Consider the following 26,944-nt stretch of genomic DNA (forward strand, 5'->3'; position numbering starts at 1 on the left):
TTTTTATATAGAACATAAAATATTTATCTTGTAAAGATAAATATTTTACAACGACTGATGGGCTTGTTCTACAATTCTCTGAATATCCTCCTCCGGCATCTGCTGCTTTTCATCAGAAGCTTGGTTCGATAAATACGCTAGATACTCGATGTTTCCCTCTGGCCCTTTTATAGGTGAAAAGGAGATTCCTTTAAAGTACAGACCTAGGTTTATTGCAAAACTCAATATCTCTCGTATCACCTCTAGATGAACGTTCTTGTCTTTTACAACGCCCTTTTTACCCACTTTTTCTCGTCCTGCTTCAAACTGGGGCTTGATCAGGCATACAATTTCTCCTTCTTTTTGAATCAGTTCCTTTACTACTGGAAGAACCAGCTTTAAGGAAATAAAGGATACATCAATGGATGCAAAATCAATATTTTCCTGAAACGCATCTTTTGAAACATGCCGGATATTGGTTCTCTCCATAGATACAACTCGTTCATCCTGCCGTAATTCCCATGCAAGCTGCCCATAGCCGACATCTATTGCATAAACCTTTTTAGCTCCATTTTTCAACATACAGTCAGTGAAACCCCCTGTGGAAGCGCCGATGTCCATAGCAGTTTTACCTTGTAAATCAAGTTGGAAGCTTTTGATTGCTTTTTCCAGCTTGAGGCCGCCTCTGCTAACATAAGGAATAGCATTTCCTTTAACTGTGATGATGCTGTCTTTATTTATTTTTGTACCAGATTTATCTATCCGCTGTTGATTTACAAAAACAAGGCCCGCCATGATGGACGATCTTGCTTTTTCACGGCTATCGAAAAACCCTTTTTCTACTAACAAAACATCAATTCTTTCCTTTTCTGCCATAAAAACAACTCCTATTTGTCTAACAGTTCTCTAATAGAGCCAGTTAGTCCTTCTACATTTAATCCATATTGGGCCATTAGTTCTTCCACATCCCCATGCTCGATGAATGTTTCCGGAAAACCTATACTTTTAATTTTCTTCCCTTGAAGAGATTGTTTACGATTAAATAAGTCCAGCACCAAAGATCCAAAACCTCCCGTAGTAACATGGTCTTCGATGGTTATAATATGATCCATTCCCATACATTCCTGCAAGAGCGTATCTTCATCTAATGGCTTAATCATACGTGCATTAATTACTTTACAGGAAATACCCTTTGACTGAAGTTTGTGTGCAGCTTCGAAAGCCGTACGAACCATATTGCCGATGGCGATAATACAGAGATCTTTCCCCTGCATTAGTACTTCGGCTTTCATTTGATCTATGGAATAATTTGTACTCACCTCAGAAAAATCATCGCTTTCGCCCCGCGGATACCGGATGGCGATGGGTCCGTTATGAGATGCTGCAAAACTGAGCATTTCTTCAAACTCCCGGCCATCCTTCGGTGCCATCAAAGTTATGTTAGGTATATGGGCTAAAAAAGAGATGTCAAAAACTCCATGATGAGTTTCACCATCATTTCCTACCAGACCGCTGCGGTCGATGCAAAAAACTACCGGTAAATTCTGCAGGCAGACATCATGGACAATCTGATCATAAGCCCGCTGCAAAAAAGTTGAATAAACAGGAAAAAAAGGTTTCATTCCATTTAAGGCCATACCGGCTGCAAAGGTAACCGCATGTTGTTCTGCAATTCCTACATCAAAAAAGCGGGAGGGATACTTTGCAGCAAATTCATTGAGTCCAGTGCCGGAAGGCATAGCCGCTGTGATCGCCACCAACTGTGAATCTTTTGCTGCAAGCTGTACCAATGTTTTGCCGAAAACGGACGAATAACTTGGGCGGCTGCTTTCGGCTGAAATCGTGTTGCCCGTATGAATATCAAAGGGGGACACACCATGAAATTTATCGGGATTTTTTTCTGCAAAAGTATATCCTTTCCCCTTTTTGGTCAATACATGGATTAATACAGGACCCTTGATGTTCTTAGCCCGCTTGAATACCAACTTTAGTTCCTTGATATTATGACCATCTACAGGACCAAGATATGTGAAACCCAGTTCTTCAAAAAGAATGCCTGGAACGAGGAAGTATTTAATACTATCCTTTGCCTTCTCTGCGGTTTTAAATACAGCTTTTCCAATGGCAGGAATTTTTGTTAGGATATTTTCAACATCGCCTTTCATCTTGAAATAGGCAGGATCTGTACGCAGCCTGTTTAGATAGCTGGAAAGACCTCCTACGTTTTGGGAAATAGACATCTCATTATCATTTAGTACCACAATAAAGTTCGTATTGGAATGCCCTGCATGATTGAGCGCCTCAAAGGCCATTCCACCAGTCAGTGCACCATCACCGATTATGGAAATAACAGAATAGTCTTCACCTTTTAAATCTCTGGCCCTAGCCATACCGTATCCTGCTGAGATAGAGGTACTGCTATGTCCGGTATCTATAATATCGTGTTCACTTTCCGACCGCTTGGGAAAGCCGCTTAATCCCTTATACTTTCGCAAGGTATGAAATAAATGCTTTCGTCCTGTTAGTATTTTATGTACATAGGATTGGTGTCCCACATCCCAAATCATTCTATCCTTAGGGCTATCAAAAACACTATGAAGGGCCAGTGTCATTTCAACAATTCCTAGATTGGATGCTAGATGACCGCCGGTCTTTGAGATATTTTCTATTAAAAAGGAACGGATTTCATCGGTTAATTGATGTAATTCCTGATCATTTAAAGCTTTTAAGTCTGATAATGAAGAAATATTTGAAAGGTAATTATTCAATGGACTCATCTCGCTTTCCTACTGTTTTTACGATGAAACAGATTGAAACCTAAATACTTATGGAGATGATGCAGAATCACTCCTACGAACAGTACGATCTCTTTAGACTTCTTCAAAGCAATCTCTTTTCCGATTGCTTTTCCGCCTACAGTCAGAGAAGCTACAAAACCGCTTAATAGGATACTCAAGGAAGGTAAATTGATCTGATATAGGCTGCGGATTTGAAGAATAATGATTGCTGCAGCAGCGCCACTAATGATTCCGCAGATATCACCTATAACATCATTACAAAAATTAGATACAGGTCCTGCATTTCGAACGAGCTTTACAGCATAATTTGCACCGATAAGCTTGTTAGAGGCCATGGAATGAAAAGGTTTCTCCCGGGAAGAAGCTACTGCGATTCCGATCAAATCAAAAATGATACCAACAAAAATAATAAAAACCAAAACTAAAAATGCAATTGTCAGATCTGTGTTGCGAAGGAGCGTTTCCGAAATAAAACTCATACTGGTACCTAAAAAAAAGGTCCATATAGTTATGAGTATTACCCATTTTGTACTGGATAATCTTTTCTTTCCTTTTTGCATTTTTCTTTTTTTAATGATATCTTTTTTCGAATCACTTTCCATATAATTAATACACCTCATTATATTATGGGAAATAAGTGGTAAAATATGAAAAAAATCACATGGCTATAAGACTATAGAATAGCTGATGGAGAAACCATCAGCCAAATATATCTGTATGATTTTTAAATGGGTGGCAGCCCACTGAGTAAATCTTGCGGCTTAGGTCTAGTTGGCTTTCCCAAACGGCTACTGGTCTGTCGCCAAATCAGCGGTTTCCCTTCAATTCCGTTTTTACCCTGTCGCCAAAGGTAAGACTAGATTGCCACTTAGTCCGCACTGTAATCCTCAGTATGCCTCAAATAGAACAGTCTAGGAGATTTCCTCAACAGTCACACCGGGCCTTAGCCTCTTTTGCAGCATAGGTTTCGAATAGCAGTAATATGATTGCCGTGGGCCCCATCAGCATCCATACCTGAAACCTATTATCCACCATATCCCACTCAAGGCAGGCTACGCTGCATGCAGCTCCCAATGATACCGAACCGCACTGCAGGTTTATCCTACAAGCACAATTCAATTGGCTTATAGGTCTCCACGGAGAGAGGGTCATCGCCCACATGCCATTGTGGATCGCCCCCTGTTCCTTACTCCCAGCACCGACCCCCGACTGGGCGTCAGCAGCCGGTACCAGGAACTTCATCGATGTGCCCTTCGACGGATTTTTAGCCCCGCCTTCAGAACCGGTAGCACTGACTAGAATACTGCACCACCCATGAAAACAAATTTCATTATAACATATTGCCACTAATATTTCAAATCATCAGGTTGGCAATAAAAATACCTAAAATAGCCCCTGCAAATACCTCAAAAGGAGTGTGCCCAATCAGCTCTTTTAGACGTTGGTCTCCGATGGGTTTATGGTGATGACGGTCTTCAATCATCTTATTCAAAATGATTGCCTGTTTGCCTACAGCCCGTCTTACACCGGACGCATCGTACATGACGATCAGTGCAAAAGATATAGCAATGGCATATTCCAATGAATGCCATCCGCTCTTCAAACCTACTGCAGTAGATAAACCCATGACCAGCGAAGAATGGGAACTGGGCATTCCGCCAGAGCCTACAAATCTATATAAATTCAATCTTTTTTCCTTAATCAGTGTAAAGATTACCTTTAAGGTTTGTGCGATAAACCAGGATAGTATCGTTACATTTAAAACATCATTTTTTCCAATTTCTTGATAAAAAGTCACTTCTTTTCCTCCTAAATCAATATTCACGCTTTACGAGGTAATGCGCCATATCCGTGAAAAATTGGGCTTTTTCTCCATAGTGTTCAATTGCAGCAAGACCTTGTTGGAATAGTCTGTTTACCCTCTCGACAGAGTAGTCTAAACCATGTATTGATGGATATGTGGCTTTTTGATTTTCCTGATCGCTTCCAACCTTTTTGCCAAGTTTCTTTTCATCACCGATAATATCTAAAATATCGTCAGTTATTTGAAAGCCTAAACCTATATTTTCGGCATAGCTTGTCAAACTTTTTAATGTTTCTGGGTCAGCACCGGAAAAAATAGCTCCTGCCCTAATGGCAGCAATAAATAATGCCCCAGTTTTACAGTTATGAATAAAATCTAGTGTATCACTATCAACCTGCGTGTTCTCGCTGTTTAAATCTACTACTTGACCACCAATCATGCCATATACGCCGGCTGCTTTTGCAATTTCATACATGGCTGCAGTGGCATTTCGACATTGATGAGGATGATCTAAGATAGACTGCATCATTAATTCATAGGCATAATTCAACAATCCGTCACCGGCTAAAACAGCCATGCCTTCACCATAAACTTTATGATTGGTTAGTTTGCCTCTGCGATAATCATCATTATCCATTGCAGGCAAGTCATCGTGAATCAGAGAATAGGTATGAATCATTTCTATCCCGCAGGCAAATGGAAGGATTTTCTCCTCTTCTTCATTGACAAATTCACAAGCTGCCATCATTAAAATAGGGCGAAGTCTTTTACCTCCTGCGAAAACACTATATCGCATCGCATCAAAAACTTTGTTTTGAAGAGCTTTCTCTTTTGGCAGATATCTGTCTAAGGCTTCGTCAATGATTTGTTGTTTTTTCTTTAATATTGCCTGAAATTCCATGTCAATCCCCCTTCTACTCTGCTAGCTCCTTTAGAATAAAGTCGCCATCATCTGCCTTGGCCAACATACTGATCTTTTGCTCGGCATCATCCAATAGTTGATTACAATTCTTATAAATGAGAATTGCCTCCTCATAGAGCTTTAGGGTTTCTGCCAAAGGCAATTTCCCACTCTCTAAAGCAGAAACAATTTCTTCTAATCGAAGGATAGATGTTTCAAAGTTATCGCTTTCACTATTTTTAAAGTTTGTATCCATCAAGCAAACCTTCCCCCTTTACGATATTATCTACAGTACATGCGATACAACCATCGCTTAACATAATATTTATATTGTCCCCTTTGTGGATCTCCTCTATAGAAGTTAATGCTTTATGTTTTTGCAGATCCATTGTAACAGCATAACCGCGGCGGAGTGTGGCTAAGGGGTTTAAGGCTTCCAGCTTGTAGGCTGCAGCTTCTAAAGTCAGCCTTTTTTCATGCTGATAATTTTTTGCATGAAGATTGATGTCTTGATATAGTGAATCCACCAGCTGATGCCGATCATGGATACTCCTTGTCACAAGCTGGTGGATTCGATCTGGGTCAAAGGATTGCAGTTTACTTCTCTTTTCATACAATACGTATTGCAGGTTTTTACGGATCCGGCTGTGAAGCATATCCATTTTACTTTTTACTTCTATGAGATTGGGAACTGCCAGCTCCGCTGCCGCAGAGGGTGTAGGGGCCCTTAAATCTGCAACAAAGTCGGCGATGGTAAAATCTGTTTCATGGCCTACTGCCGAAATAACAGGAATCTGAGATGAAAAGATGCTTCTTGCTACAATCTCTTCATTAAAAGCCCAAAGCTCTTCGATGGAGCCTCCCCCCCTTCCTGCAATGATGGCATCAATTCCAGCTATTTGATTTAAATGCTGTATGGCCGCTGCGATTTGATTACCAGCACCTTCTCCTTGGACCAGCACTGGATAAAGCAGAATGTCCACAAAGGAATTTCTACGTTTTACAACAGATAAAATATCCTGTATAGCGGCACCGGTAGGAGATGTAACTACAGCAATCCTTCTAGGAAAAACGGGGATTTTTTTCTTATGTTCAATCTGAAAAAGTCCTTCCCTCTCAAGCTTTTCTTTAAGCTGCTCAAAGGCAACATATAATGCACCAATACCTTCTGGTTCCATTTCATTTATGTAGAGCTGGTATTGGCCATCACGTTCAAACAGAGAGACATATCCCTTTACAATAACATTTAGGCCGTTGTAAGGTTCGAATTTTATTTTCATGCAATTTTCACGAAACATAACACAGTTAATTTTACTTGTCTCATCCTTAAGAGAAAAATAGAAATGACCACTGCCGTGATTTTTAAAATTGGAAATTTCACCTCGGAGGTAGATTTGGTTGAGAATCGGGTCCATCGTTAACAGTTTTTTTAAATAGCGATTGAGCTCTGATACAGTAAGGGTTCTTAGACGCATGGTGCTACCTCCTTTTCTAATTATGAAGCCAAATATTTTTTTAAACCCAGAAGGGCAGTACCTACTGCATGATCGGTACAAAACTCCTGCTTGCCAAAATAATATTGAACATGGTCTTGTTTTTGCTGTTTGCTTAAAGCGGTTCTAACCACTTGACTCGAGGCTACACCGCCCATCAGCAGTACATTCTGTATATTATGCTGCTTACAACCGTAAAGTATAGCCTTGTCCAAGGATTTAGCTATACACAAAAGCAACGCCTTTGCAATAGATCCGTAAGCTTCCGGATGTCCTCCGAGCATACGTAAAACCTTAGTTTCAACTCCCGAAAAATTGATCCAGCCATCTTTTACAGAAACAGGCAGTTCTAAGGGTGGATGCTTCTCTTGCAAAGCTGCAGCATCCAAATGTTTGCCTGCTGGAAAAGGTAAACCCATGGCAACACCCACCCGGTCAACCAACTGTCCTGCACTAATATCTGCAGTTCCCCCTATGATCGTTGTATTGTAACCCAATGGATGAGGGAATACCTGCAATATTTCTGTAGTTCCTCCTGAAATATGTACAGCGAGGAAAGGCTTGTCAAAAGTCTTCTGAAGTGACCAAAGAGCAGCTTCCAGGTGATTTTCCTGATGGCTGGCAGTATAGCAGTTTATCCCAAGGAGGTTGGCAATAGTTTCACCAAAAGAGATACCTGCGAGAAAAACAGGCATATACGAGTCCTCCAAGGGTCTTGGTTTGCTGCTCACAGCAACTGCTTTTATTGGATTGGCCCTGTAGCTGCTGTCTAATGCCTTTAACAGCAAGGGCATATTCTTTACATGTTGAAAAAGGGCATCTGATTGTCTCAATCCCCTTTCTCCCATCTTTACATCTAAAAGGATACGATTTTGGTAAATTAGCGAACCATCAAAATCCACGATTGCAACGGAAGTCGTATAGTTGCTGGTATCAATTCCTAGAACGCAGCCTTCCAACATTATTCCCTAGTCCCGACAATATTCCCTAGAACGCCATTCACAAAGCTCCCTGATTCATCAGTACTATAGTTTTTGGCCATTTCCACGGCTTCATTGATCGAAACACTATGGGGAATATCTTCTCTATAAAGAATTTCAACTACCGCTAAACGTATGATGGACAAATCCACCTTTGCAATCCTGTCGATTTTCCAATCCTTTGCATGACGCCCAATAACTTCATCAACCTCTTGCTGATGTTGCAAATATTTATAAAGTACATCCCGTATGTATTCGTGATCTTTGGGTTCATCCGGATATTCTTCAATTGCCCTTTCGATAGCTTCCTTTGAAATATCACGCTGAATTTCCATTTGATAGATCAGCTTCATGGCTGTTTCTCGTGCTAATTTTCTACTCATGCTTATCCTCCTAAAATTCACTGTCTGTAAAACCCTTTAAAGATATTTTGTCTAAAATGCAAAGATGTATGTGATTCTATTTCAAAGAGCCTGGTGGAAGGATTCTATCCAGCAACTCCCATATATTCTCTTTTTTATCTATTTTGCTGCCGAAAAAATATCCGATATATACACATAGTGAAATAAAAATAGTCTTTATAAACCCTATGGTTAGGATCAAGATACTGATCAACAAACCTAAAGTGATACCAATGATTTTTCCATAATGCTTTAAAAAAACTTCAAGGATCTGTTCTCTATTCATCATGATCCTCCTCGCATCTATTCTACTCTTCCTTTATTGATGGTCGAGATATCCTGAATGGTCACCTTAACTTCTTGAACCGTAATACCGGTAAACTCTTCAATATACTCCTTGATAGATTGCTGTACTTTAACCGTTGCTTCCGGGATATTGGTGTCACTAATGGCAAGGCTCTCAATTTGAATAATGACCCCTTCTGCTACTTGTTGAACGGATGCTTTGATTTCCCGAAGGCCGGGAACACTTTTTGCGGATTTTTGAGCCATACCTTCCAAGGTATTCAGGGTAATCTTTACTTCCCCAAAGGCTGTATGCCTTATAACCGCATGCTGTTTAGAGCGATTGTAGCGCAGGCCAGAGATTAAGAACCAGATACTGACACCTAAGAAAAATAGTGGAAATAGGATATTCTGCCAGTTGTGTCTTAAGTTTTCCAACAACACCCTTGTCCACTCATAAGACCCGGTATGGAAGGGTACAACCAGTAACAAGAGGGAAAGTATCCCAATGGAAAAGCTGTACAATGTAAGAATAATTCGATCCAATAATTTCATCTTTTGTTCTCCTCTCCTTAAACATTGAAAGTAACCCCCTGAGGTTTCAGAGGGTTACTTTGATGATGGTTATTTTACTCTATGAGGAAACTCTTCTTCTTTATTATCTTTGTCAATGTTGACACCCTGGATGTGAATATTTACTTCAACAACCTTCAATCCAGTCATTGTTTCAATTGCTTTTTTTACACTCTCTTGAATTTGCCAAGATACATCCGGTATTTTTGCGCCATATTCAACAATGATGAACAAGTCTACAGCAGCTTCTCGCTCTCCAACCTCTACCTTTACACCCTTAGAAAGATTTTTTCTACCGAGGATCTCAGCAATTCCACCAGCTAAGCCACCGCTCATTCCGGCAACACCAGGTACTTCTGTAGCAGCAAGACCGGCAATAATCCCAACAACCTCATCTGCAATTTTTATTTGACCATAATCTGGACTATCTAAATGATTATCCAACAATGACACCCCCTGCTAATATGTAAGCAATCTCTAAAGAATATTATACCAAAATCTATTTTCATTTACAAACCTATCTAAAATTTATTTAGCACTTTGATATTGTCAAAGGGAACATTGGTCTCACGCAATACGATATCCAATATTTTTGCCATGTCAGAATCTGTTAATTTTTCAATTTCTACGATTACATTCACAGAATTATCGGTAATGAACACTAACGCATCTTCAAAACCTTTTGCCTTGATAAGATTTTCGATGATTTTTTCCTTATTCATCGTATCGATCAGCTTCATCTTTGCATCACCAGCTGTTTTACGATTGGTTTCGTCGGACATTTGATTATTGATGATTTCATTTAATAGAGAGATCATTTTTTCTCTTTCAATACTGGTATTTAAACGGGCTTCAATAAAATAATTGGCTCGTTTAATATTCTTCTGTTGAGTAATATTTCCTTGGATCGTGGCGGCAGTTTCCTGAATCACTTCATTAACTGCATTACCCGAGCTGTCAACTACAGCCATATTGTCTTCACTGCTTTTTTCCTGATCTAATACGGGAAAAACCATTTCTCCATTCGTAGTTTCTTCAACTGCTGCATCTCCACTCATGACTTCTTCTAAGTCGATTTCAGCCAGTTTATTGACCTCGTATCGCTCAAACTCCGAAGAAGTCTCCAATAAAGAGTATTTATTAATGGCATAGTTTAAATAACTGATAAAACATAACACCAAAACCAAAGAACCAATTAAAGCGTTTCTTCTTTTTATTTTGAACATGAAAGCTCCCCCCTAATCAATTTTTTTTTCATATACCATTACTTTATGGGCTGGTATTTGAAAGATGGTTTTCACAGCATCTACAAGCTCTGTTTTTACCATGACATCTCCAGCACCTTCAGCCACTACCACTACTCCCCGGATTTGTGGCTTGATTTCTTTAATCACCAGGAGTCCTGAATTACCCGTACTGCTATTGGTTACAATGTTTTGGGTTAACTCCTCTTGGGTTGTTGTTCTCGTGCCTCCTTGTGCATCCTTTTCCTGGGTTTGTTGCTGAGACCTAGTGGTATTAGAAGCAGGAACCACTTCTACACTGCTTTCGTAAGTTACCATAACCTCCACTTGACCGACACCTTTAATTTGACTCAATATATTTTTTAGCTGTGTTTCTAAACTATCTCTATAACTTTCTACAGGGAAATTTTCACCACCTTGTTCTTGCTTTACAGCATTTCCGGCCAAACTTCCTTCAAGCTTACCTGGAAAAAAGGTATCCCAGGTAATTAGTGCAATAATACAGATAATCACAATGGCAACTAAATTATATATCATTTTTTTATGCCCCATTTTTTGAAGCAGTTCATTAAATTTTTCGTTGATCTTCATTATTCTCCAACCTTTCTCCTAATTTTTAGGTTCCATCTGTTCTATCGTAATCGCATGCGGGCTGATTTCATACAGCGAAGCAAGCTCTGATTTTAACTTTTCTGATAAACCATCATCGATAGTTGCAGCAGCCTTCGCCTTCTCCCCTCCCTTGGCTACCTCAATATATATTTTAGATACTGGCAGAATAGCCGCTGAAGACTCCGGTGGCTTTTCCAATGCAGATACTGATAAATGGATATTCTTCAGCTTGCCAAAATCTTTATGGGATTTCTCTTCTACGATGTCTAAGTCCAGTGCAACTACTTTAAGTTTATTTTCTCGTTCTATTTTTGTACGCAAGTGGTTTTCAATCTTTGATTTGTAAAGTACAACAAGCTGCTGATCCTGCTCTCCCTCCAACCGTTCTAAATCATAGGCCAAGTTTTTTTGGTCCATCATTGCAGAGGTTTTAAATATTTCTTCCTCTAGGTTAACTTTTCCTGTTGCTAACTCCAACAGAGGATTTAATACTACAAGCATAACTAAGAGCCCTACAATCATTTTGATATATTTTTTCATGTCGCTATTGGGCAGAAGTATTTCTAAAAAGGTAATAAAAATGATTACCGTTACAATATTTAAAACCCAGGTTCTTAAAAATGCCATCATAAAGCTCACCTACCTCATCATCAGTGTTAGATTGCCTGCCCCAACGATTACAGTGACTGCCATAAAAAACATGACTGCGACTGAAAGTACGGTGGCAAAAATGAGTACCAAGGAACTGCTCATATCATTTAAACAGCTAACCAATTGGCTATCTGTAATCGGTTCTATAATTGCTGCTGCAATCTTATAGATCACAATTAGAGAAAAGATTTTTAAAAGGGGCATGATTACGATAAATGCCAATGAAAATAAGCCAAGGGCTCCAATCGCATTTTTTAGAAGGAGTGAACAGCCGATAATGGCATCCACAGCTTCAGAGATAAAACCACCTACTACAGGGATAAATCGATCTACTGCGAACTTAGCTGTTCGAATGGTTACCCCATCGGTAGTAGAAGCAGCAACTCCTTGAATCGTAATAATGCCGATAAAAACCGTCAGTGTAAATCCTAATAAAACCACACAGGCTTGCTTTAATAAGGATGCCAGCTTAGAAACATGAATTTTGGAAGAAAGATTATTCACAATGGATAATATGGCAGAAAAAAATATAATTGGCATAATAATATCCTTCATCAGTGTACTGATTGTACCCACTGCTGCAATGATAATCGGCTGAAACATAGCCGATGAAGTAATCCCTCCCATAGCCATTAACAGGGTTAATAGCAGGGGCAGCAAGGCTTGCATAAACATGACCATATCGTTGATTACTGCAATTCCCACAGCCGTAGCGATAGAAAAACTCTGTATGGCAATAGCAATAATCACGAGATAACACACGATGTAGGCCAGTTTTCCAACAGCATTGCTCTCAAAGGCATCAGAAAGATTGTTTAGAAAAGCACAGATGATTGCCAAAACAATGAGCCTGATCAACAGCATAGAGTTCGCCACAATTTCCTTGAACAAATACCTAAATAGGCCATTCATAGTATCTCTCAGAGTTAAGTTACTTTCCCCTCGAATCAGTCCACGGACACCCTCTTTTAAATCAATCTTGGGGAGATAGTTCTCCGTGTCTCCGTTGATCTGATTAATAATCTTTTCCAGATCATCTGTATTCATATTTTGAAGCTGGCTTAAGATCATATCATCAGTAATGAGATTTCCAGTATCTTGCGTCATCCCGTAAGCGCTGGTACTCATCAAAAAAAAGAATATAAGAATCAATGTCAGGCGTTTCACTTTTTATCACATCCCTATGGCATTAATCTTACGATCAAATTCAGCAGTGCTACCAGAATCGGGATGGCCAGCACCATAATGAGAATCTTGCCAGCAAATTCGATTTTGGATGCTATGGCGCCCTCTCCTGCGTCTCTGCAAACCTGGGCGCCGAATTCTGAAACATATGCAATCCCAACGATCTTAAATATCGTGGTGATATAAACTAAATCAATATCAATCTTACCTGCAACCATATTTAATACTTCCAGCACAACTGTTAATCGTGTTGCAATGAAAATAAATATGATTACTCCTGTAGCGATGCTGATCTGCACCGCAATCTCTGGTTTTTGTTGTTTTAAAAGAATTGCCAGTATGGTGGCGACCAAACCGATGCCTACAATTTTAAATATCTCCATAACGTACCACACCTTTTATGTATTAGTAAAGCTGAAACATGGTCTTTACAGTATTAAACAAATTGCTAATCAGGTTAATCACCATTAACAGGACAACAACCAAACCGGCCAAGGTAGTCATCATCGCTTGCTCCTCCCTGCCGGAGCGTGTCAGAACCAGATTCAGCACAGCAACTAATATCCCCACAGCAGCAATTTTAAATATTAAATCTACATTGACATTCATTGACAATCCCCCTTAAATGATGTTAATTCTATATTTTATTTAAATAAAAACAATCACAATGGCCAACCCTGCCAGGATGCCTAGACTCTTACACATTTTTTCGTTTTTGCTTCGTTCTTCTTCAGCAATTTTTTGCTGCTTTTGCAGTTCTAAAGTAACGATATGAAAGTTTTTTTTCTGGTTTTCTTTATCTGATGTGCCCAATAGCTTTCCGAAATCGATCAAAACTTCTTGGTCGATTTTCTGGAGGGAACTATAGGCGCCCAGACCTTCTACTGCCCTACCCCATGCGTCTTCCAGACTAATGCCTTTTCTGCTAAAGAGACACTCCGCCGTATCTAAAAAAATATTTGCAATACTGGAGTGACTTCTCTCTCCTACCCGTTTCATTGCTTCAGGCAGTGAATTAGAGGAGTAGAGAACTTCAGTTTCCAATAGCTGCAGCCCATGGAGAATATGGCGCAGCTGCTGTACGCGGTGATTATAACGGAATGCATATATATATCCAATCAAGGAAGTTGAAAAAAGAATAAATAGTGAGAAAAGCACCTTAACCAACACTGTATTCACGCCCCCTTGCGGTTGCATATCTAAATATAGGCTCTTGGCTGCTGCCATCTAGTATGGACTGCACCGTACCTACTTTGGGTAGATTTGAAAGCAAAATGATTCTTTCAAAGACACCCATTTCTAAAATATTCTTTAAGTATGGACGTTTTCTTATTTCTTCTAAACTGCTGCCATGTACCGTAGTTAAAAGCTTTATCCCCGCATGAAGGGCTTCCTCCACTGCATGGACATCCTCACGCTTACCTACTTCATCGGTAGCGATGACTTGAGGAGACATAGAACGAATCAGCATCATGATCCCCTCTGCCTTCGGACAGGCATCCAATATATCGGTGCGAATCCCCACGTCATTTTGGGGGATACCTTGATAAGTGGCGCAGATCTCTGAACGTTCATCTACTACGCCTACCTTCAATCCCTTAAAATCAAAGACTTCCATCCCATTGCTGATATTTCGGATAATATCTCTCAACAAAGTGGTTTTTCCACATTGGGGAGGTGAAACGATCAAAGTATGATAAATCTGATAAGGTCCCTGAATCAGATGTCCCATAATTGGATCAGAAACCCCCAGCTTTTGATTGGAGATACGTATATTCAAACCGGATATTTCCTTCATGGTTTTGATACTTGGGCCATTTAGCACTACTCTACCACTGAGCCCTACACGGTGCCCGCCTTTAATCGTAATGAAGCCATTTCTGATTTCTTCTTCCAGCGCATATACGGAGTAATCTGTCAGTAAATGAAAGGCCTTTTCGATATCCTCCTTTTTTACCTGATAGGCACTGGCAGGCTGAGACAAAAGTACGCCGTTATCATCGATATAATAATCACGATTTCGCATGGAGACACACAATGGTCTTTCTCCGCGAAGCCGAATCTCTTCAACTGACTCAACATATTCTGGTGGAAACTGCTCAAAAATTCCCCGCAAACGAATGGGCAGAATATCCAATATCTCTTTGCGGAGTTGTTTGCTTTCTTTTCTGTTTACAAAGTTTTTATCTTTAGATTGGTTCATAACCTGTCCCTCCTTTATAACATTAATATTTTGGAAAACCCAATAATATGCTTAAAATTTGAGGACAAAAAATAAAAAACCTGATACATGGGTATCAGGTTATCTAAGAAACTTACTATTCGTGATGATGATGTCCGCAACAGCCGTGACTATGGTCATGCTCATCGCATTCTTCTATATGGATTTTTTCATGACAGCTAGGACAAATCACTTCGCTATCTTCTTCATCATATATTAAATCTTCATCCAGGTAAATTACTTCATGACAATTTGGACACTCTACTTCAACAAAATCGATGTCCTCGTCCTCTTCATCATCTTCGTCATCTTCTAATTCACCAAACACTTCATCCTCAACATCGGCCAAATCTTCGTCTAAGGTTTCAACATATTCATCTAGATCTGTAACCTCTTCTTTGAGCTCATCGATAGCGTCTGCAAAATCTTCCAAAATATCAATGATATTTAATAGAAGCTTACCCTCTTTTGACTCATCGCTTACTTCCATACCTTCTGCCAGACCTCTTAAATAGGCTACTCTCTCATACAGATAATTCATTACGAAACCCTCCTTTGTATTAAATATACTTTATTAGTATTACCTAAGCTCTTGATAAATAATCACCAGTTCTGGTGTCTATTTTTATTCTATCCCCTTCATTAATGAAGATGGGAACATGGATGATAGCACCAGTTTCTACTGTTGCAGGCTTCGTTACATTCGTAGCTGTATCTCCTTTTACTCCTGGCTCTGTATAGGTTACCAGCAGTTCTACGAAGTTTGGTGGATCTACCTGAAATGCCTTACCTTTGAAGAATTTTACCGTGGCAGTATCATTTTCTCTTAAATAAATGATCGCGTCTTCCACTTGCTCTTTTGTTAATGGAATTTGTTCAAATGTTTCGTTGTCCATAAAATAGTACAAATCTCCATCATTGTAGAGATACTGCATTCCCTTCGTTTCGATATGGGCCTTTGGGAATTTGTCATTTGGGTTAAAAGCTTCCTCACGAATAGATCCAGTTGTTACGCTTTTGTACTTTGTTCTTACGAAAGCAGCTCCTTTACCAGGCTTTACGTGTTGGAAATCAACCACAACAAAGGGTTCGCCATTTATTTCAAATGTAACACCTTTTCTAAAATCTGAAGCTGAAATCATGTATATCCCTCCATATGCTTATAATTGAATATATTTATCTATCGGTTTATAGAGAACCAATAGCTTTTTCCCTTTCAAATCTTTTTATAAGGTTGTCATTCATAGCAACAGCGAAGGGTCTCAATGATTAAGATTCTTCACTGCGTTTAGAATGGCGCTTCTATAATTCAATTAATTCCTTTGTAGACTTAGACAATGTACGGTGGCCTGTTTCCGTCACCAATACCAAATCTTCTATTCTTACGCCGCCAAAGTCAGGTAAGTAGATACCGGGTTCGTCGGTCACAATCATGCCTGGCTGCAGTACATCCTTCCCTAAAGGGGACAGCCGGGGCGATTCATGGACTTCCAATCCAACACCATGCCCTAGTCCATGTCCAAAATATGCTCCATAGCCTTTGGCGGAGATAATATCACGGGCAACCCGATCTACTTCGATACCTGTGACACCCGGTTTGATAAATGCTAATGCCTTTAACTGAGCATCTAATACGATTGTATAAATCTCCCGCTGCTTTTCAGAGGCTTTTCCTACTACAATCGTTCGCGTCATATCAGAGCAGTAGCCTTGGTAGACACAACCAAAATCCAAGGTGACAAAATCGCCTGTTTCAATCATTTTGTCTGAAGCTACTCCATGGGGCAGTGAGGAACGCTTTCCAGAAGCTACAATACTATCAAAGGAAGTCGCGCTGGCGCCCTTTTTCTTCATAAAACTTTCTAGCTCCAAAGCGATCTCCCACTCAGTAACACCCGGTTTTATATATCGGCAGATATGAGAAAAGGCTTCATCGGTTATTTTGGCTGCTTTTTCAATTAATGCAATCTCTTGATCATCTTTTATGATTCTCAACTTTTCAAGGGTACTCCCCAAGGATTCGAAAGCAATACGGGGAAGCTTTTCAGTAAGCTCCTTATATTCTTGATAGGTAACAAAGTCACCTTCAAAACCCATGTGCTGAATTGGAAAGCCTTCTAAAATTTGATAAAGGGTTTTTTCACTGGAATGCTGAAGGATCTCATAACCTTTGCACTGGACAGCAGCTTGTTCTACATAACGAAAATCTGTGATAAAATAAGCTTTATCTGTGGTGATAAAAACATATCCGGAAGTACCGGTAAAACCGCTCATATATCTTCTGTTTTCTGGTTTATAGATTAATGCGCTGTCCAGCTTCATTTCCTCCAGCAGTTTTCGAAGCTTAGCAATCCTTATCTCCATAGTGAGCCCCCTTTTCAGAAAATATTCATAAGTTTTCCAATGATGCTAAAGAATTCCTCTGCAGAATCCTATAATATGATAACACAATTTTGCTTATTTGAATACAATTTTTAAAGGATTACTACATATTATAACCAACTATCAGAGAAATTTACAAAACACACAGACATTTAATGATGTCTTTTGTTATTGGAGACAATATCGATGGCATGAATAATTGATCTGATTACATCGGTTTCAAACTGCAGATACATTTCATTGACCCTGCTGTAAACCTCACCTTCTTGTGTCACCACATAATGAGGTTTCAGGTTGTTTAATGTGATCGCCTTAATATCGAGAATACACTGTTCACAAGTGCAGATACTTGGGAAAGCTTTTAACATAGAAGGCAGTATATGCTCTACCACGTCTTCCATATAATTTTTCAACATAATTTGACCCCCTTAATATGTGCTTTTTTGAAGAATTCCATAAAAAAGAGAAAAATCCTTTCTTTTTATACATTATTCATTTTAATAATTTCGAAAATATACTTCATTTTCTGCCTCAAACTTCGCACTTCCGCGGCTGCTGACCAAAAAGATCCGTATTCCTCTGCAGTTTTGGTAAGTTTCTTCTATGGGTTCAATCTGCAACAGCTCAATATCATTGGCATAAATTACATTGGCCTCGCTTCCATAGCCATACCACAGACTCTTAAGACTTTTTTTATGCTCAATCACCAGCTTCTTTTTTGCTAAATTACCCTGAGGACTGTTGTCAAAAATAATTTTCTTCACATGACCCCGTGCTGCATCATAAAAGTCTACATGTTGAATTCCCTTGGTAAAAATTAAATTATCTACCAGCTCTTCCATGGCGATTTGTAGATGATACTGCACCTCTAGCTGTTCCTCAGCCTGTACAAAAAAGTGATAATGGTAGAGAAAATAGGTATACAGTGGAAATAAAACAAGACAGGCAATTGCCAATGTCACCAATAATTCCATTGCGCTGTAGCCTTTTTGATCAAGAGCTTTTGATTTCATCCTTCAATAACACTCTCCCACTGGCAGGTACAATCGTAATTTCATAATATCTGCCGGATTTTTTATCACGCACAGAAATGGTGCCGGACCAAGAAGGTGCACCATTTTGATTAAAACGGATAACCTGAGCAGGATAAAGAAGTTGCATATGTTTTGGAAGCTCAACGGTTTTCAATTCCTTTGAACCATTCAAAACCCGATAATATTCTTCATGGAGCAAAATCCGATATGCTCCCCCTTCTGTCATCTTCATAAGCCGAATATACCGTATATCCGCACAAAGTTCCCGGCTATAGACCTTCATGTTAAAAAAGGTTTTGTCCATACGAGGTGCTGCTATTGAGGTCAACAGACTCATTAAACTGACTACCAAAACCAGTTCAATCAAGGTATATCCCTTTTGCTTTACCTTCACTGGAGTCACCTGCCTATTCTATAGGAAGATAGATGATACGGATTAAACTTTCCGGATTTATAGCAGTTAAGTGTTGCGGATTATTTGGAACGTCAATTTCGATACGCGCCTTTTGGTCGTGGAAAACCCTATAATAAGTAGCCGTGGACTCAAGAAGAATTTTGCAGGGTTCATAATGGTTACGAAAGGACTCAAAGGATAAGAGGGTTACCATCGGCGGTGTTTCTGAATGCACGGTATCAAGGTGTGTATAGGTATGATTTTGCAGAAGGGGCAATAATTGTTCATTCAGCTTCGTAATATACTGCTGTTTCCATTGCACATTATTTATTTCATCGACAGAAATTGCATGTAAGGTTGTTTCTATTTCATTTGCAATTAAGGCATAAGCTTCTTCTATGGCCGCTTCTGCAAGATAAAAGGCATGCTTGTGATGCTGACTGACCAGCTTCATCTTGTAGTTTATCGTACTCAGGTCCAATAGGGCAGCACCAAGAGTACTGAGGATGGCAAAAAAAATCAGAACAACGGCCAAAACAGAGCCTTGATTTGAAGGATGGGATTTAGGTTTCACGAGTATCTCCTCCTTAAGTGTTTGTGCGAAGACTCAACATTCGGAGTATTTCCCGGTCATTCTCTAAGTCTCTTATTTGAATCTCCAGCTTTTGCAGCCGATGAGACAGCCTGGAGTCGGAATGAGGTTCAATGCTCCATATGATCTTTACATTTTTATCTGGCAGAATGATCTCCATGGGATTTGTGTTGATATCTGCGGTGTGCTTCGCACGCTCCATATACTGCTGTGCCAAATGTGTGTGTTCTAACATCGTTCTAGATTGTTGATTGATTCGATGGGTAGTTATAAACAGCATTGAAATGGGTATCAAGAGAATGCCAATCAGAGCAAACCCCACAATAACTTCTATGAGAGTTAGTCCCCCTTTGTAGAATAGCTGCTTCTTCATACACAACCCCTCCGAACTCAAATCAATATACTAATGAATTCTATATCTTCCAAAAAAATCCTTTTTTAAAATAAAGAAAATTGTAAAAATTTCACATAATCAAAAGATTTAGTACGTGATAATTGTCGAATATCATATAAAAAGAGGAAAATTATGTAGCATGGCGAAATAGCTTCTATGGCCTTTTGATTTTATGGAGGGAATAGATGATGAGAAGCGACAACTTATTTGCAAAAACTAATATGGGATACTCCGCCGACGATCATTCCTTTATGGTCGCAGGCAATAGAAAGGAAACTGCTGATGGCAGCCTTTTGAGAGAAACTCTAATGATGGCTGAATTCACTGTTGAAAATGCCACGGATCTAATCTTTTGGATTGAATATACAGGGAAACTGTTCTTTGCCAATAAGGCAGCCTGCCAGCTTTTAGGCTATCATAAACCAGAGTTTTTAACGATGACTGTTTTCGATATTCTAAACAATTATTCACAAAGTCAGTGGGAAGATCATTGGACAGAGATCACCCGTTATCATACCATGTCTTATGATACTTCCATGAAAACAAAGATGAAGGCCCTTATTCCTGTTGAGGTTACCTTTGATTATATGAACTTTCAAGGAATAGAATATGTCTGCATCTTTGCCCGTGACATCACCTATAGAAAAAAGGCTGATGAAAAATTTGAAAACCTCCATAAACTCTTGATGAATGTGGTTTCCTCCATTCCTGGTATACTTTCTGTAATTGACTGTTACTATAATGTGGTATACAGCAACTGGCCTGAATTTGATACGGGATTAGAAATAAAGACGATCTTGGGTGAAAAATGTTTTCGTACCTGCAAATATATAAAAGAAAATTATAACAACTGTGTAGCGAAGGTTGTCTTTGAAACCAAGAAGCCATTAGTGGGTAAGCAGGTGAAGATGCGGAACAGCAGATGGATGGAGCTTAACTGCTTCCCTCTCTTTGATGAGCAAGGTAATCTGGAAATGGTTGTAGAATATGTAACCGACATAACCGCGTACAAGCATGCGGAGGAAGTCATCCGGGAAAGCGAGGAGCGCTGGCAGCTGGCACTTCGAGGCAACAGTGACGGAATCTGGGACTGGAATGTCAAGACCAATGAAGCCTTCTACTCTGCCCGCTGGAAAGAAATGCTAGGATTTGAAGATCATGAACTGGATAATACATTCTATAGCTATACAAAACTGATTCATCCCCATGATATCGGGCAAGTGATGAAGGCCATGAATGACCATATGAAGAAAAACATATCTTATTATTCCCTAGAGCATCGAATGATGTGCAAGGACGGCACCTATAAATGGATATTGGCCCGAGCTCAGGCCATATGGGATGAAGAAGGCAATGTTATCCGTATGGCAGGATCCCATACAGATATTAATGAACGAAAAAAAGCTGAGGATGAAGTTCGCTACCTCAGCTTTCACGATAAACTGACAGGCTTATACAACCGCGCCTATTTTGAAGAGGAACTAAAAAGACTGGATACAGAAAGACAGCTCCCCCTCTCTATTATCATCGGAGACCTCAATGGACTTAAACTGACCAATGACGTTTTCGGTCATCACGAGGGAGACAAGCTGCTGATCAAGATTGCCGACATCTTAAGGAGCAGCTGTAGAAAAAGCGACATCATCTCCCGCTGGGGTGGTGATGAGTATGCCATCATCCTGCCTAAGACCGATGAAAAAGTAAGTCAGGAGATCTGTGCACGGATTAATGCTGCCTGCGTAGAGGCAGAAAGTGAGCTGATCAAGCCCAGTATTTCTCTGGGAAGTGCTACCAAGTCCATCATGAACCAAGAAGTATCTCAAATTATTAAGGAGGCTGAGGATCGCATGTATCAGCACAAGCTGTTAGAGAGCCAAAGCAATCATAGTGTGATCATCTCCTCTCTTGAGAAGACTCTCTATGAAAGAAGCCATGAGACTGAAGCGCATGCACAGCGGATGCGCAAAACCTGCCATCAGTTAGGATTAGAGCTCGGCTTGGCAGATAAGGAACAAGATGACTTGAGTCTTTTTTGCCTTCTTCATGACATTGGTAAAATCGCCATCGCCGACAGCATTCTGATGAAGGCGGACAAGCTCACCGCCGAAGAGTGGGAGACGATGAAAAAGCATCCAGAAATCGGCTATCGGATCGCTGAGTCCTCTAAGAAGCTCTCACATATTTCAGAATACATACTCCACCACCATGAACGATGGGATGGTACAGGCTACCCGAATGGATTAAAGGGATTGGAAATTCCCAAGCTGTCGCGGATGCTCTCCATCGTTGATGCCTATGACGTGATGACCCATTCCAGGATTTACAAGAAGGCTATGCGTAAGCAGGATGCCTTAAGAGAAATTAACCGATGTTCCGGAACTCAGTTTGATCCACATATTGCAAAGACATTTATCAAGATGATGAGTCGGTAATATCTTAAATAAAAAGCGATTGAGTTTCCACTCTTGAAAACTCAATCGCTTTTTATTTATTTTGTATGATATAACAAATAAACCGCTTCCGCCCTCGTTAGATATGCATTTTTATTATCCAGTCCATTGGAAATAATATTCTTTTCGGATTTGATTTTCTCACCCATCTGATTCCAGCTAAAGTCCGGTTTAGATAGTACGGGACGCATCATATACTCCACTTCCCCGTAGGTGATAGGTGCTCGTGGACGCAAGGTATTGTCCTTATAGCCGGCTACATAACCGCCTAAATATCCCTTAAAGATTGCTTTAGCCATGGAGTTTTCATAGCTGCCTAATGTTCCATAATCCTCAAATTTTGTCAGATCGATTTTTTCTTCCGGCATTGGCCACTGATAGAGCCGGTCTAGCATGATGACAAATTCTCCCCTGGTCATAGCTTCATCAGGCTTAAAGTTGTTGTCTGCGTCTCCTCTAACATAAAACTTGCCGCCAAAGTCGTTGATCTCCGTTTCCGCCCAATGCCCTTTGATATCCGCAAAGGACTTATACTCTTCATTTTTCAGCTTTGAAGGATCTCCACCGATAAACAGGTAATTAATGTTTAAACCCCCTTGCGGAGTTACTGCTAAGAATGGATTTTCCTTAAAGTAATCTTCATCTATGTACCATCGGAACAAGTCGTCTTTTAAATCGGGACTATTCGGCATACGGTAAAAGACTAATTCGAGATTTCCTGTAAGCTTGCTGCTTTCTTTACTGGTCATGTTGATATTTTTGACCACGATTTTCTTTTGAAATTTCCAAAAAGTCCTAAGCTGTTTCATGAGAGAGGAATAATCACCCTCATATGACAGATTGACAGTTGCTGCGTCTATTTCTATTTCCCCTAGTTGCTCTTTTGTATAAGGCGTAAAGGTAATGTTTTCTACTTTGAAAGTATCATCTTGGAAGAATTCATTGAAAAGCAATATTAACTCTTCCTGCTCAGTATTGGTAAAGTATTTGGATGTGATTTCATAGATTTGCTCATTCATTTGAAAAATATTATCATCCAGCTGTTTTTCCACCGCAGGAGCATTTTCCAGCTTTGTTATCTCGGTTTCAAAACGCTGCTTCTCCTGTTTTAATGCATCGACCTGAAGGAGCTGAGGTGTAATAAGAAACTGATAATATCCCCATAAAAAGACAACAGCCCCCAGGAGGGATACCAGTGTTTTTTCCCGTCTCGTCAGCTTCATTCTAATTCACATCCTTTACTGCGAACTGCAATGAAAAATCATACTCGTTTTCTTTAAAACTTATATTTGCAACATGGATATCAGAAAATTTATTGGTAGCACGCAGATTGTATTGCAGTTCGGCAACAGCAGACTTGTCTCGTGCTTTTCCTGCAATATTGACATTAGAATCTGAAATATTCAAAGAATCAAACTGTAGATCTTTTGGAATCGAATCCATAATGGTTTGGATGAATTGTTCATCGAGTATTTCAATTTTTTGCAGCTCTTTTTCATTATTTTGTATGATCGGAAGAACTTTTTTAATCTCTTCCAACTTTGCCTGCTTGTCTTCAACCCGCTGTAACTTTTCCTTTGCCTCCGGTGCTTCCAATGTTGTTTTCATATGCTGAATATCTCTTTTCATATTCTGTACATAAAATAAATTAAATACGGGAAAAGATACGACAGCAGCGATTGATAAGGCTGTGATGCCATAGAAAATTTTTTGTTTATTTTCTTTACCTCTATTTTTCATTACATAGGGTTCAAAAAAGTTTATATCTCTCATGGCTACCCTCCTTATCTTCGAATCATGGCTCCAAGGGCATTGATATATCCTGTTAAATCTATATTGCCCTTGATGCCGGATGTATTAACATTGCTGATAGTCTTAATCTTATAGGTAGGAATATTAACGGATTCCTCCATGTATTTTTCAATACCTGTTTGGTTGGCACTTCCGCCAAACAAGTAAATTTCATCAATTTTATTACCTGTACTTCTGGTAGTATGGTATTTAAAAACCCGCTCTATTTCATCAATCCAAGTATCAATACTGGACTTAATGATGTTAAGCGTTCGAGATTCCTCTGAATAATCTCCTTCGATTTCAGAAATATCACTTGCTTCCAACTTTTTGATTTTTGCTTGTTCCACTGAAAAATCCAAAAAATTGGACAGATTTGTTTCAATGTCTTTACCACCCATATTTAACAGCCGATTGAATTTAAAGCTTCCATTATCCAATATAGTAACATTCATATGATGATGGCCTAAATCAATGAGCGCAACCGTTTTGTCGGAAATAGCTGCGGCCTTGTTGATCTGGCAATTTGAATCGATAATCTTAGCAACTGTATTTGAATGGATATCCAGTGCAACCGGTTTTAAGTTGAGGGATTCTAAAAGAGAAAGATAACTTTCTACGATGGTTTTGGGTAATGCAGCCACCCAAATATTGGCATGCTTTGTATCCCCTTCTTTAAATTCTTCCAACAACTTGTACTGAATGACGTATTGCTCAAGCTCGATGGGGAGATACTGTTGAATTTCATAACGAACCATTTCCTTTAGTTCTTGTGGCTTTACCATCGGTAAAACTATTTCCCGAGTAATAATCGTACTGCTTTCCAACGTACATACAACAGACTTGGTACGAATTTTATTTGCTTCAAGTGTCCCTTCGATAACATCTTTCAGCTTTTGAATATTAATGATTTGTCCATCCTGATAGAGATCCGAAGGTATTGGTACTGTAAAGGCTTTATCTAGCATAATCATGTCTTTGTCGATTTTTCCTATGACTATTTTTAAGCTGTATGTACCGATATCCAGTGACAAAAGCTCTTTCTCCTTCGAAGCAGCTTTACTTTTTCTCAAGGTGTCTCCTCCTTTTGGATTTATGAAATAAACCTTTGGATATACCAAGTCAACAGTTCTTCTTGAAAGCAGATGGTAATCAGTGCAGCTGCAGCGATAAAGGGACCGAAAGGAATCGCTTCTTTGCGTGTTTTTTGTCCTGTGGCTAATAGAATCAAAGATATAACTGCACCAATAATAAATGATAAGAAGGTCGTAATTAATATGCCTTTAATACCTAACCAGAGTCCAAGCATGCCCATCAGCTTGATATCTCCCCCACCCATGCCGCCGTTTGAAGCTATGGCAATCAGAAGAAAGAGGCCACCGCCAACCAGCAGACCTCCCAAGTGGCTCAATAGACTTATCGGAATTTTGAGGATAAAATAACTATATAGTATGTAAATCACAGCAGCGCCTATGCCGATCAGTACGATTTCATCCGGGATAATCTGATAATCAAGGTCGATTCCAGTAACAACAATCAGCAGAGAGGCAATGAAGGTGTAAACAAAAAAATCTACTGATAATCCGAAGATATAATAAAGTAGAGAAAAAATTAACGCAGTGATCAGTTCAAAAGTAGGGTATCTTAGAGAAATTTTTTCTCCACAATACCGGCATTTTCCGGCTGTTGAGAGATAGCTTGCTACAGGGATAAGATCAATCGGTTTTAGAGAAGTACTGCATAGAGGGCAGTGAGAGGCTGGAAAAATGATGGATTTTTCTATGGGAATACGATAAATACAGACGTTTAAAAAAGAACCGATTAATAGTCCGTAAATAAAAATAATGATATTCACAAGCTTCTTCCCTTCACTGATAATTTATAAAAATAGGACAATATTACTAGAAAATTATACCATAATATTGAAATATTCACAATCCTAGGTATGCTCTGATAAGTAGAACCTTATTAAATCATTTTGTTTCATTTAACAATCATGGAAGAAAATGAATAATATTTTTTGATGTCTTAGCATGAAAAAGAGCCAGCATCCTAAGACACCAACTCAATTTCCTTAATATTATCAAGCGCAATAGGAAACCGTACCTATTGCTTCCATGATCTTAAAGTAAAGATAGAAGAAGAAATACCTATATAATTTTATTGTAAGTCAGCTCCAAGTTCGATTAAGAATGCTTTTACAGCATTTCTATAAGCATTTACATCAGATTTTTGAATACCTTTAAACGTTGCACCCGGTCCCATTTCTTTTGCTACATCTGAGATGTAATTGCCATTCTTTCCGTACTTGGCTTTTAATCCGGCTTCGCTTAATAATTCAGCAGCTACTGCTGGTGCTGCAGGATATGTAGCGGTTACTGTTTGATAGGATACTACTACTTCTTCTAAATCTTCAACAGTAGTGCTTCTTTGTTTAGCTGTTACTTTTACCTCATAAATATTTGGCTCTGCGATAGCCCAATTAAAGCTAAAATTGTATGGTGAAGTTATAGCGTTTTGTGATGATGGATTGGTTGCATATTGCTGAGTTGAGCCAACTTGTACATCATTCACATAGAGTTTTAGTTCTACACCATGAGGGGACTCAAAACCTGAGACTGCACCAGTCACTTGAACTGTCTGTGGAAAGCTTGTAAAGTATAAATCACCAATTTCATTCATTGTGATAGTTAAACCTGTAGCGAAAGCTGTCATGCTTAAACTTAATACCATTACTAACGTTAATAAAATTGCTAATACTTTTTTCATTTTGCCATTCT

Annotated in this window: 35 protein-coding genes; 1 reads left to right on the forward strand and 34 read right to left on the reverse strand. The window is 39.3% G+C overall.

Annotated elements, in window-relative coordinates; translation table 11 throughout:
• Positions 1–45: 45 nt before the first annotated feature.
• From Gferi_RS00240 to Gferi_RS00380, 29 genes are all read right to left on the reverse strand, one after another.
• Positions 46–855: a TlyA family RNA methyltransferase gene (locus tag Gferi_RS00240; RefSeq protein ID WP_069973699.1), complete on the reverse strand. Its 810-nt coding sequence runs from the start codon at positions 853–855 to the stop codon at positions 46–48.
• Positions 856–866: 11 nt separating this feature from the next.
• Positions 867–2,747: a 1-deoxy-D-xylulose-5-phosphate synthase gene (gene dxs / locus Gferi_RS00245; RefSeq protein ID WP_207645824.1), complete on the reverse strand. Its 1,881-nt coding sequence runs from the start codon at positions 2,745–2,747 to the stop codon at positions 867–869.
• A 5-nt stretch (positions 2,748–2,752) separates the two neighbouring features.
• Positions 2,753–3,379, reverse strand: coding sequence for a hypothetical protein (locus Gferi_RS00250; RefSeq protein WP_207645785.1), 627 nt, complete (start codon positions 3,377–3,379; stop codon positions 2,753–2,755).
• A gap of 322 nt (positions 3,380–3,701) precedes the next feature.
• The gene (locus Gferi_RS27370) at positions 3,702–4,019 is read right to left on the reverse strand and encodes a hypothetical protein (protein ID WP_069973701.1); all 318 of its coding nucleotides are present in this window, start codon (positions 4,017–4,019) and stop codon (positions 3,702–3,704) included.
• 112 nt (positions 4,020–4,131) lie between these two features.
• The gene (locus Gferi_RS00260; protein ID WP_069973702.1) at positions 4,132–4,575 is read right to left on the reverse strand and encodes a divergent PAP2 family protein; all 444 of its coding nucleotides are present in this window, start codon (positions 4,573–4,575) and stop codon (positions 4,132–4,134) included.
• A gap of 16 nt (positions 4,576–4,591) precedes the next feature.
• Positions 4,592–5,482: a polyprenyl synthetase family protein gene (locus Gferi_RS00265; RefSeq protein ID WP_069973703.1), complete on the reverse strand. Its 891-nt coding sequence runs from the start codon at positions 5,480–5,482 to the stop codon at positions 4,592–4,594.
• A 13-nt stretch (positions 5,483–5,495) separates the two neighbouring features.
• On the reverse strand, positions 5,496–5,738 hold the full coding sequence (xseB, locus tag Gferi_RS00270) for an exodeoxyribonuclease VII small subunit (protein ID WP_069973704.1): 243 nt from the start codon (positions 5,736–5,738) through the stop codon (positions 5,496–5,498).
• Positions 5,722–6,957, reverse strand: a complete 1,236-nt coding sequence (gene xseA / locus Gferi_RS00275) for an exodeoxyribonuclease VII large subunit (protein WP_069973705.1) — start codon at positions 6,955–6,957, stop codon at positions 5,722–5,724. The genes xseB and xseA overlap by 17 nt, the downstream gene beginning before the upstream one ends.
• A 20-nt stretch (positions 6,958–6,977) precedes the next feature.
• On the reverse strand, positions 6,978–7,937 hold the full coding sequence (locus tag Gferi_RS00280; protein ID WP_083273283.1) for a tRNA (adenosine(37)-N6)-threonylcarbamoyltransferase complex transferase subunit TsaD: 960 nt from the start codon (positions 7,935–7,937) through the stop codon (positions 6,978–6,980).
• A complete protein-coding gene (gene nusB / locus Gferi_RS00285; protein ID WP_069973707.1) occupies positions 7,937–8,338 on the reverse strand; it encodes a transcription antitermination factor NusB in 402 nt (133 codons plus the stop codon). The genes Gferi_RS00280 and nusB overlap by 1 nt, the downstream gene beginning before the upstream one ends.
• A gap of 76 nt (positions 8,339–8,414) precedes the next feature.
• Positions 8,415–8,645, reverse strand: coding sequence for a DUF2273 domain-containing protein (locus Gferi_RS00290; protein ID WP_236932673.1), 231 nt, complete (start codon positions 8,643–8,645; stop codon positions 8,415–8,417).
• Positions 8,646–8,659: 14 nt separating this feature from the next.
• The gene (gene amaP, locus Gferi_RS00295; protein WP_069973709.1) at positions 8,660–9,196 is read right to left on the reverse strand and encodes an alkaline shock response membrane anchor protein AmaP; all 537 of its coding nucleotides are present in this window, start codon (positions 9,194–9,196) and stop codon (positions 8,660–8,662) included.
• 69 nt (positions 9,197–9,265) lie between these two features.
• Complete coding sequence (locus Gferi_RS00300) at positions 9,266–9,658, reverse strand: Asp23/Gls24 family envelope stress response protein (RefSeq protein ID WP_069973710.1); 393 nt, start codon at positions 9,656–9,658, stop codon at positions 9,266–9,268.
• A gap of 77 nt (positions 9,659–9,735) precedes the next feature.
• On the reverse strand, positions 9,736–10,440 hold the full coding sequence (locus tag Gferi_RS00305; RefSeq protein ID WP_069973711.1) for a SpoIIIAH-like family protein: 705 nt from the start codon (positions 10,438–10,440) through the stop codon (positions 9,736–9,738).
• A 12-nt stretch (positions 10,441–10,452) separates the two neighbouring features.
• A complete protein-coding gene (locus Gferi_RS00310; RefSeq protein WP_069973712.1) occupies positions 10,453–11,049 on the reverse strand; it encodes a hypothetical protein in 597 nt (198 codons plus the stop codon).
• Between the two features lie 18 nt (positions 11,050–11,067).
• On the reverse strand, positions 11,068–11,700 hold the full coding sequence (spoIIIAF, locus tag Gferi_RS00315) for a stage III sporulation protein AF (RefSeq protein WP_083273285.1): 633 nt from the start codon (positions 11,698–11,700) through the stop codon (positions 11,068–11,070).
• A gap of 9 nt (positions 11,701–11,709) precedes the next feature.
• The gene (spoIIIAE, locus tag Gferi_RS00320; RefSeq protein ID WP_236932674.1) at positions 11,710–12,888 is read right to left on the reverse strand and encodes a stage III sporulation protein AE; all 1,179 of its coding nucleotides are present in this window, start codon (positions 12,886–12,888) and stop codon (positions 11,710–11,712) included.
• A 14-nt stretch (positions 12,889–12,902) separates the two neighbouring features.
• Complete coding sequence (gene spoIIIAD / locus Gferi_RS00325) at positions 12,903–13,289, reverse strand: stage III sporulation protein AD (RefSeq protein ID WP_069973714.1); 387 nt, start codon at positions 13,287–13,289, stop codon at positions 12,903–12,905.
• Positions 13,290–13,311: 22 nt separating this feature from the next.
• Positions 13,312–13,515 carry a stage III sporulation protein AC gene (spoIIIAC, locus tag Gferi_RS00330; protein WP_069973715.1) on the reverse strand — a complete coding sequence of 68 codons (204 nt, stop codon included), beginning with the start codon at positions 13,513–13,515 and terminating at the stop codon, positions 13,312–13,314.
• A 39-nt stretch (positions 13,516–13,554) separates the two neighbouring features.
• Positions 13,555–14,085 carry a stage III sporulation protein SpoIIIAB gene (gene spoIIIAB, locus Gferi_RS00335; protein WP_169832945.1) on the reverse strand — a complete coding sequence of 177 codons (531 nt, stop codon included), beginning with the start codon at positions 14,083–14,085 and terminating at the stop codon, positions 13,555–13,557.
• Entirely contained in the window at positions 14,066–15,109 is a 1,044-nt protein-coding gene (spoIIIAA, locus tag Gferi_RS00340; protein ID WP_069973717.1) for a stage III sporulation protein AA, read from the reverse strand. The genes spoIIIAB and spoIIIAA overlap by 20 nt, the downstream gene beginning before the upstream one ends.
• Positions 15,110–15,224: 115 nt before the next feature.
• Positions 15,225–15,668, reverse strand: coding sequence for a CD1247 N-terminal domain-containing protein (locus Gferi_RS00345; protein WP_069973718.1), 444 nt, complete (start codon positions 15,666–15,668; stop codon positions 15,225–15,227).
• A gap of 43 nt (positions 15,669–15,711) precedes the next feature.
• Positions 15,712–16,269, reverse strand: a complete 558-nt coding sequence (gene efp, locus Gferi_RS00350) for an elongation factor P (protein ID WP_069973719.1) — start codon at positions 16,267–16,269, stop codon at positions 15,712–15,714.
• 160 nt (positions 16,270–16,429) lie between these two features.
• The gene (locus tag Gferi_RS00355; protein ID WP_069973720.1) at positions 16,430–17,491 is read right to left on the reverse strand and encodes a M24 family metallopeptidase; all 1,062 of its coding nucleotides are present in this window, start codon (positions 17,489–17,491) and stop codon (positions 16,430–16,432) included.
• 170 nt (positions 17,492–17,661) lie between these two features.
• Positions 17,662–17,925, reverse strand: a complete 264-nt coding sequence (locus Gferi_RS00360) for a late competence development ComFB family protein (protein ID WP_069973721.1) — start codon at positions 17,923–17,925, stop codon at positions 17,662–17,664.
• 81 nt (positions 17,926–18,006) lie between these two features.
• Positions 18,007–18,522, reverse strand: a complete 516-nt coding sequence (locus tag Gferi_RS00365) for a hypothetical protein (RefSeq protein ID WP_069973722.1) — start codon at positions 18,520–18,522, stop codon at positions 18,007–18,009.
• A complete protein-coding gene (locus Gferi_RS00370; RefSeq protein ID WP_069973723.1) occupies positions 18,503–18,937 on the reverse strand; it encodes a type II secretion system protein in 435 nt (144 codons plus the stop codon). Before Gferi_RS00370 ends, Gferi_RS00365 begins: the two co-directional genes overlap by 20 nt.
• Before the next feature lie 13 nt (positions 18,938–18,950).
• Entirely contained in the window at positions 18,951–19,511 is a 561-nt protein-coding gene (locus Gferi_RS00375) for a hypothetical protein (RefSeq protein ID WP_069973724.1), read from the reverse strand.
• A gap of 13 nt (positions 19,512–19,524) precedes the next feature.
• Positions 19,525–19,902 (reverse strand): type IV pilus modification PilV family protein, encoded by a 378-nt coding sequence (locus tag Gferi_RS00380; protein ID WP_069973725.1) that lies wholly within the window; start codon positions 19,900–19,902, stop codon positions 19,525–19,527.
• A 206-nt stretch (positions 19,903–20,108) separates the two neighbouring features.
• Between Gferi_RS00380 and Gferi_RS00385 the strand changes: the two genes are divergently transcribed.
• Positions 20,109–22,355, forward strand: a complete 2,247-nt coding sequence (locus Gferi_RS00385; protein ID WP_069973726.1) for an HD domain-containing phosphohydrolase — start codon at positions 20,109–20,111, stop codon at positions 22,353–22,355.
• A gap of 56 nt (positions 22,356–22,411) precedes the next feature.
• Here the strand turns inward: Gferi_RS00385 and Gferi_RS00390 are convergent, their stop codons facing one another.
• The 5 genes from Gferi_RS00390 to Gferi_RS00410 all read right to left on the reverse strand — a co-directional run bounded on the left by Gferi_RS00390 (position 22,412) and on the right by Gferi_RS00410 (position 26,933).
• Positions 22,412–23,596, reverse strand: coding sequence for an S-layer homology domain-containing protein (locus Gferi_RS00390; RefSeq protein ID WP_069973727.1), 1,185 nt, complete (start codon positions 23,594–23,596; stop codon positions 22,412–22,414).
• 1 nt (position 23,597) lies between these two features.
• On the reverse strand, positions 23,598–24,146 hold the full coding sequence (locus Gferi_RS00395; RefSeq protein ID WP_069973728.1) for a PilN domain-containing protein: 549 nt from the start codon (positions 24,144–24,146) through the stop codon (positions 23,598–23,600).
• 11 nt (positions 24,147–24,157) lie between these two features.
• Complete coding sequence (gene pilM, locus Gferi_RS00400; RefSeq protein ID WP_069973729.1) at positions 24,158–25,237, reverse strand: type IV pilus assembly protein PilM; 1,080 nt, start codon at positions 25,235–25,237, stop codon at positions 24,158–24,160.
• Between the two features lie 20 nt (positions 25,238–25,257).
• On the reverse strand, positions 25,258–26,019 hold the full coding sequence (locus Gferi_RS00405) for a prepilin peptidase (RefSeq protein ID WP_083273290.1): 762 nt from the start codon (positions 26,017–26,019) through the stop codon (positions 25,258–25,260).
• 305 nt (positions 26,020–26,324) lie between these two features.
• Positions 26,325–26,933, reverse strand: coding sequence for a hypothetical protein (locus Gferi_RS00410; RefSeq protein WP_069973731.1), 609 nt, complete (start codon positions 26,931–26,933; stop codon positions 26,325–26,327).
• Positions 26,934–26,944: the final 11 nt, after the last annotated feature.

Source organism: Geosporobacter ferrireducens (genome assembly GCF_001750685.1).
GTDB lineage: Bacteria > Bacillota > Clostridia > Peptostreptococcales > Thermotaleaceae > Geosporobacter > Geosporobacter ferrireducens.

What these genes read in the sequence shown, in the direction of transcription:
- Gferi_RS00310 (WP_069973712.1), bottom strand. Translation starts at nt 11,049, where the DNA reads ATGAAGATCAACGAAAAATTTAATGAACTGCTTCAAAAAATGGGGCAT.
- Gferi_RS00345 (WP_069973718.1), bottom strand. Translation starts at nt 15,668, where the DNA reads ATGAATTATCTGTATGAGAGAGTAGCCTATTTAAGAGGTCTGGCAGAA.
- Gferi_RS00365 (WP_069973722.1), bottom strand. Translation starts at nt 18,522, where the DNA reads ATGAAATCAAAAGCTCTTGATCAAAAAGGCTACAGCGCAATGGAATTA.
- spoIIIAD (WP_069973714.1), bottom strand. Translation starts at nt 13,289, where the DNA reads ATGGAGATATTTAAAATTGTAGGCATCGGTTTGGTCGCCACCATACTG.
- Gferi_RS00280 (WP_083273283.1), bottom strand. Translation starts at nt 7,937, where the DNA reads ATGTTGGAAGGCTGCGTTCTAGGAATTGATACCAGCAACTATACGACT.
- Gferi_RS00390 (WP_069973727.1), bottom strand. Translation starts at nt 23,596, where the DNA reads ATGAAGCTGACGAGACGGGAAAAAACACTGGTATCCCTCCTGGGGGCT.
- xseA (WP_069973705.1), bottom strand. Translation starts at nt 6,957, where the DNA reads ATGCGTCTAAGAACCCTTACTGTATCAGAGCTCAATCGCTATTTAAAA.
- Gferi_RS00385 (WP_069973726.1), top strand. Translation starts at nt 20,109, where the DNA reads ATGATGAGAAGCGACAACTTATTTGCAAAAACTAATATGGGATACTCC.
- nusB (WP_069973707.1), bottom strand. Translation starts at nt 8,338, where the DNA reads ATGAGTAGAAAATTAGCACGAGAAACAGCCATGAAGCTGATCTATCAA.
- Gferi_RS00290 (WP_236932673.1), bottom strand. Translation starts at nt 8,645, where the DNA reads ATGATGAATAGAGAACAGATCCTTGAAGTTTTTTTAAAGCATTATGGA.
- Gferi_RS00410 (WP_069973731.1), bottom strand. Translation starts at nt 26,933, where the DNA reads ATGAAAAAAGTATTAGCAATTTTATTAACGTTAGTAATGGTATTAAGT.
- spoIIIAF (WP_083273285.1), bottom strand. Translation starts at nt 11,700, where the DNA reads ATGATGGCATTTTTAAGAACCTGGGTTTTAAATATTGTAACGGTAATC.
- Gferi_RS00250 (WP_207645785.1), bottom strand. Translation starts at nt 3,379, where the DNA reads ATGGAAAGTGATTCGAAAAAAGATATCATTAAAAAAAGAAAAATGCAA.
- xseB (WP_069973704.1), bottom strand. Translation starts at nt 5,738, where the DNA reads ATGGATACAAACTTTAAAAATAGTGAAAGCGATAACTTTGAAACATCT.
- Gferi_RS00305 (WP_069973711.1), bottom strand. Translation starts at nt 10,440, where the DNA reads ATGTTCAAAATAAAAAGAAGAAACGCTTTAATTGGTTCTTTGGTTTTG.
- spoIIIAC (WP_069973715.1), bottom strand. Translation starts at nt 13,515, where the DNA reads ATGAATGTCAATGTAGATTTAATATTTAAAATTGCTGCTGTGGGGATA.
- Gferi_RS00355 (WP_069973720.1), bottom strand. Translation starts at nt 17,491, where the DNA reads ATGGAGATAAGGATTGCTAAGCTTCGAAAACTGCTGGAGGAAATGAAG.
- Gferi_RS00265 (WP_069973703.1), bottom strand. Translation starts at nt 5,482, where the DNA reads ATGGAATTTCAGGCAATATTAAAGAAAAAACAACAAATCATTGACGAA.
- Gferi_RS00395 (WP_069973728.1), bottom strand. Translation starts at nt 24,146, where the DNA reads ATGAGAGATATAAACTTTTTTGAACCCTATGTAATGAAAAATAGAGGT.
- Gferi_RS00240 (WP_069973699.1), bottom strand. Translation starts at nt 855, where the DNA reads ATGGCAGAAAAGGAAAGAATTGATGTTTTGTTAGTAGAAAAAGGGTTT.
- Gferi_RS00380 (WP_069973725.1), bottom strand. Translation starts at nt 19,902, where the DNA reads ATGAAGAAGCAGCTATTCTACAAAGGGGGACTAACTCTCATAGAAGTT.
- Gferi_RS00360 (WP_069973721.1), bottom strand. Translation starts at nt 17,925, where the DNA reads ATGTTGAAAAATTATATGGAAGACGTGGTAGAGCATATACTGCCTTCT.
- spoIIIAA (WP_069973717.1), bottom strand. Translation starts at nt 15,109, where the DNA reads ATGAACCAATCTAAAGATAAAAACTTTGTAAACAGAAAAGAAAGCAAA.
- efp (WP_069973719.1), bottom strand. Translation starts at nt 16,269, where the DNA reads ATGATTTCAGCTTCAGATTTTAGAAAAGGTGTTACATTTGAAATAAAT.
- Gferi_RS27370 (WP_069973701.1), bottom strand. Translation starts at nt 4,019, where the DNA reads ATGAAGTTCCTGGTACCGGCTGCTGACGCCCAGTCGGGGGTCGGTGCT.
- amaP (WP_069973709.1), bottom strand. Translation starts at nt 9,196, where the DNA reads ATGAAATTATTGGATCGAATTATTCTTACATTGTACAGCTTTTCCATT.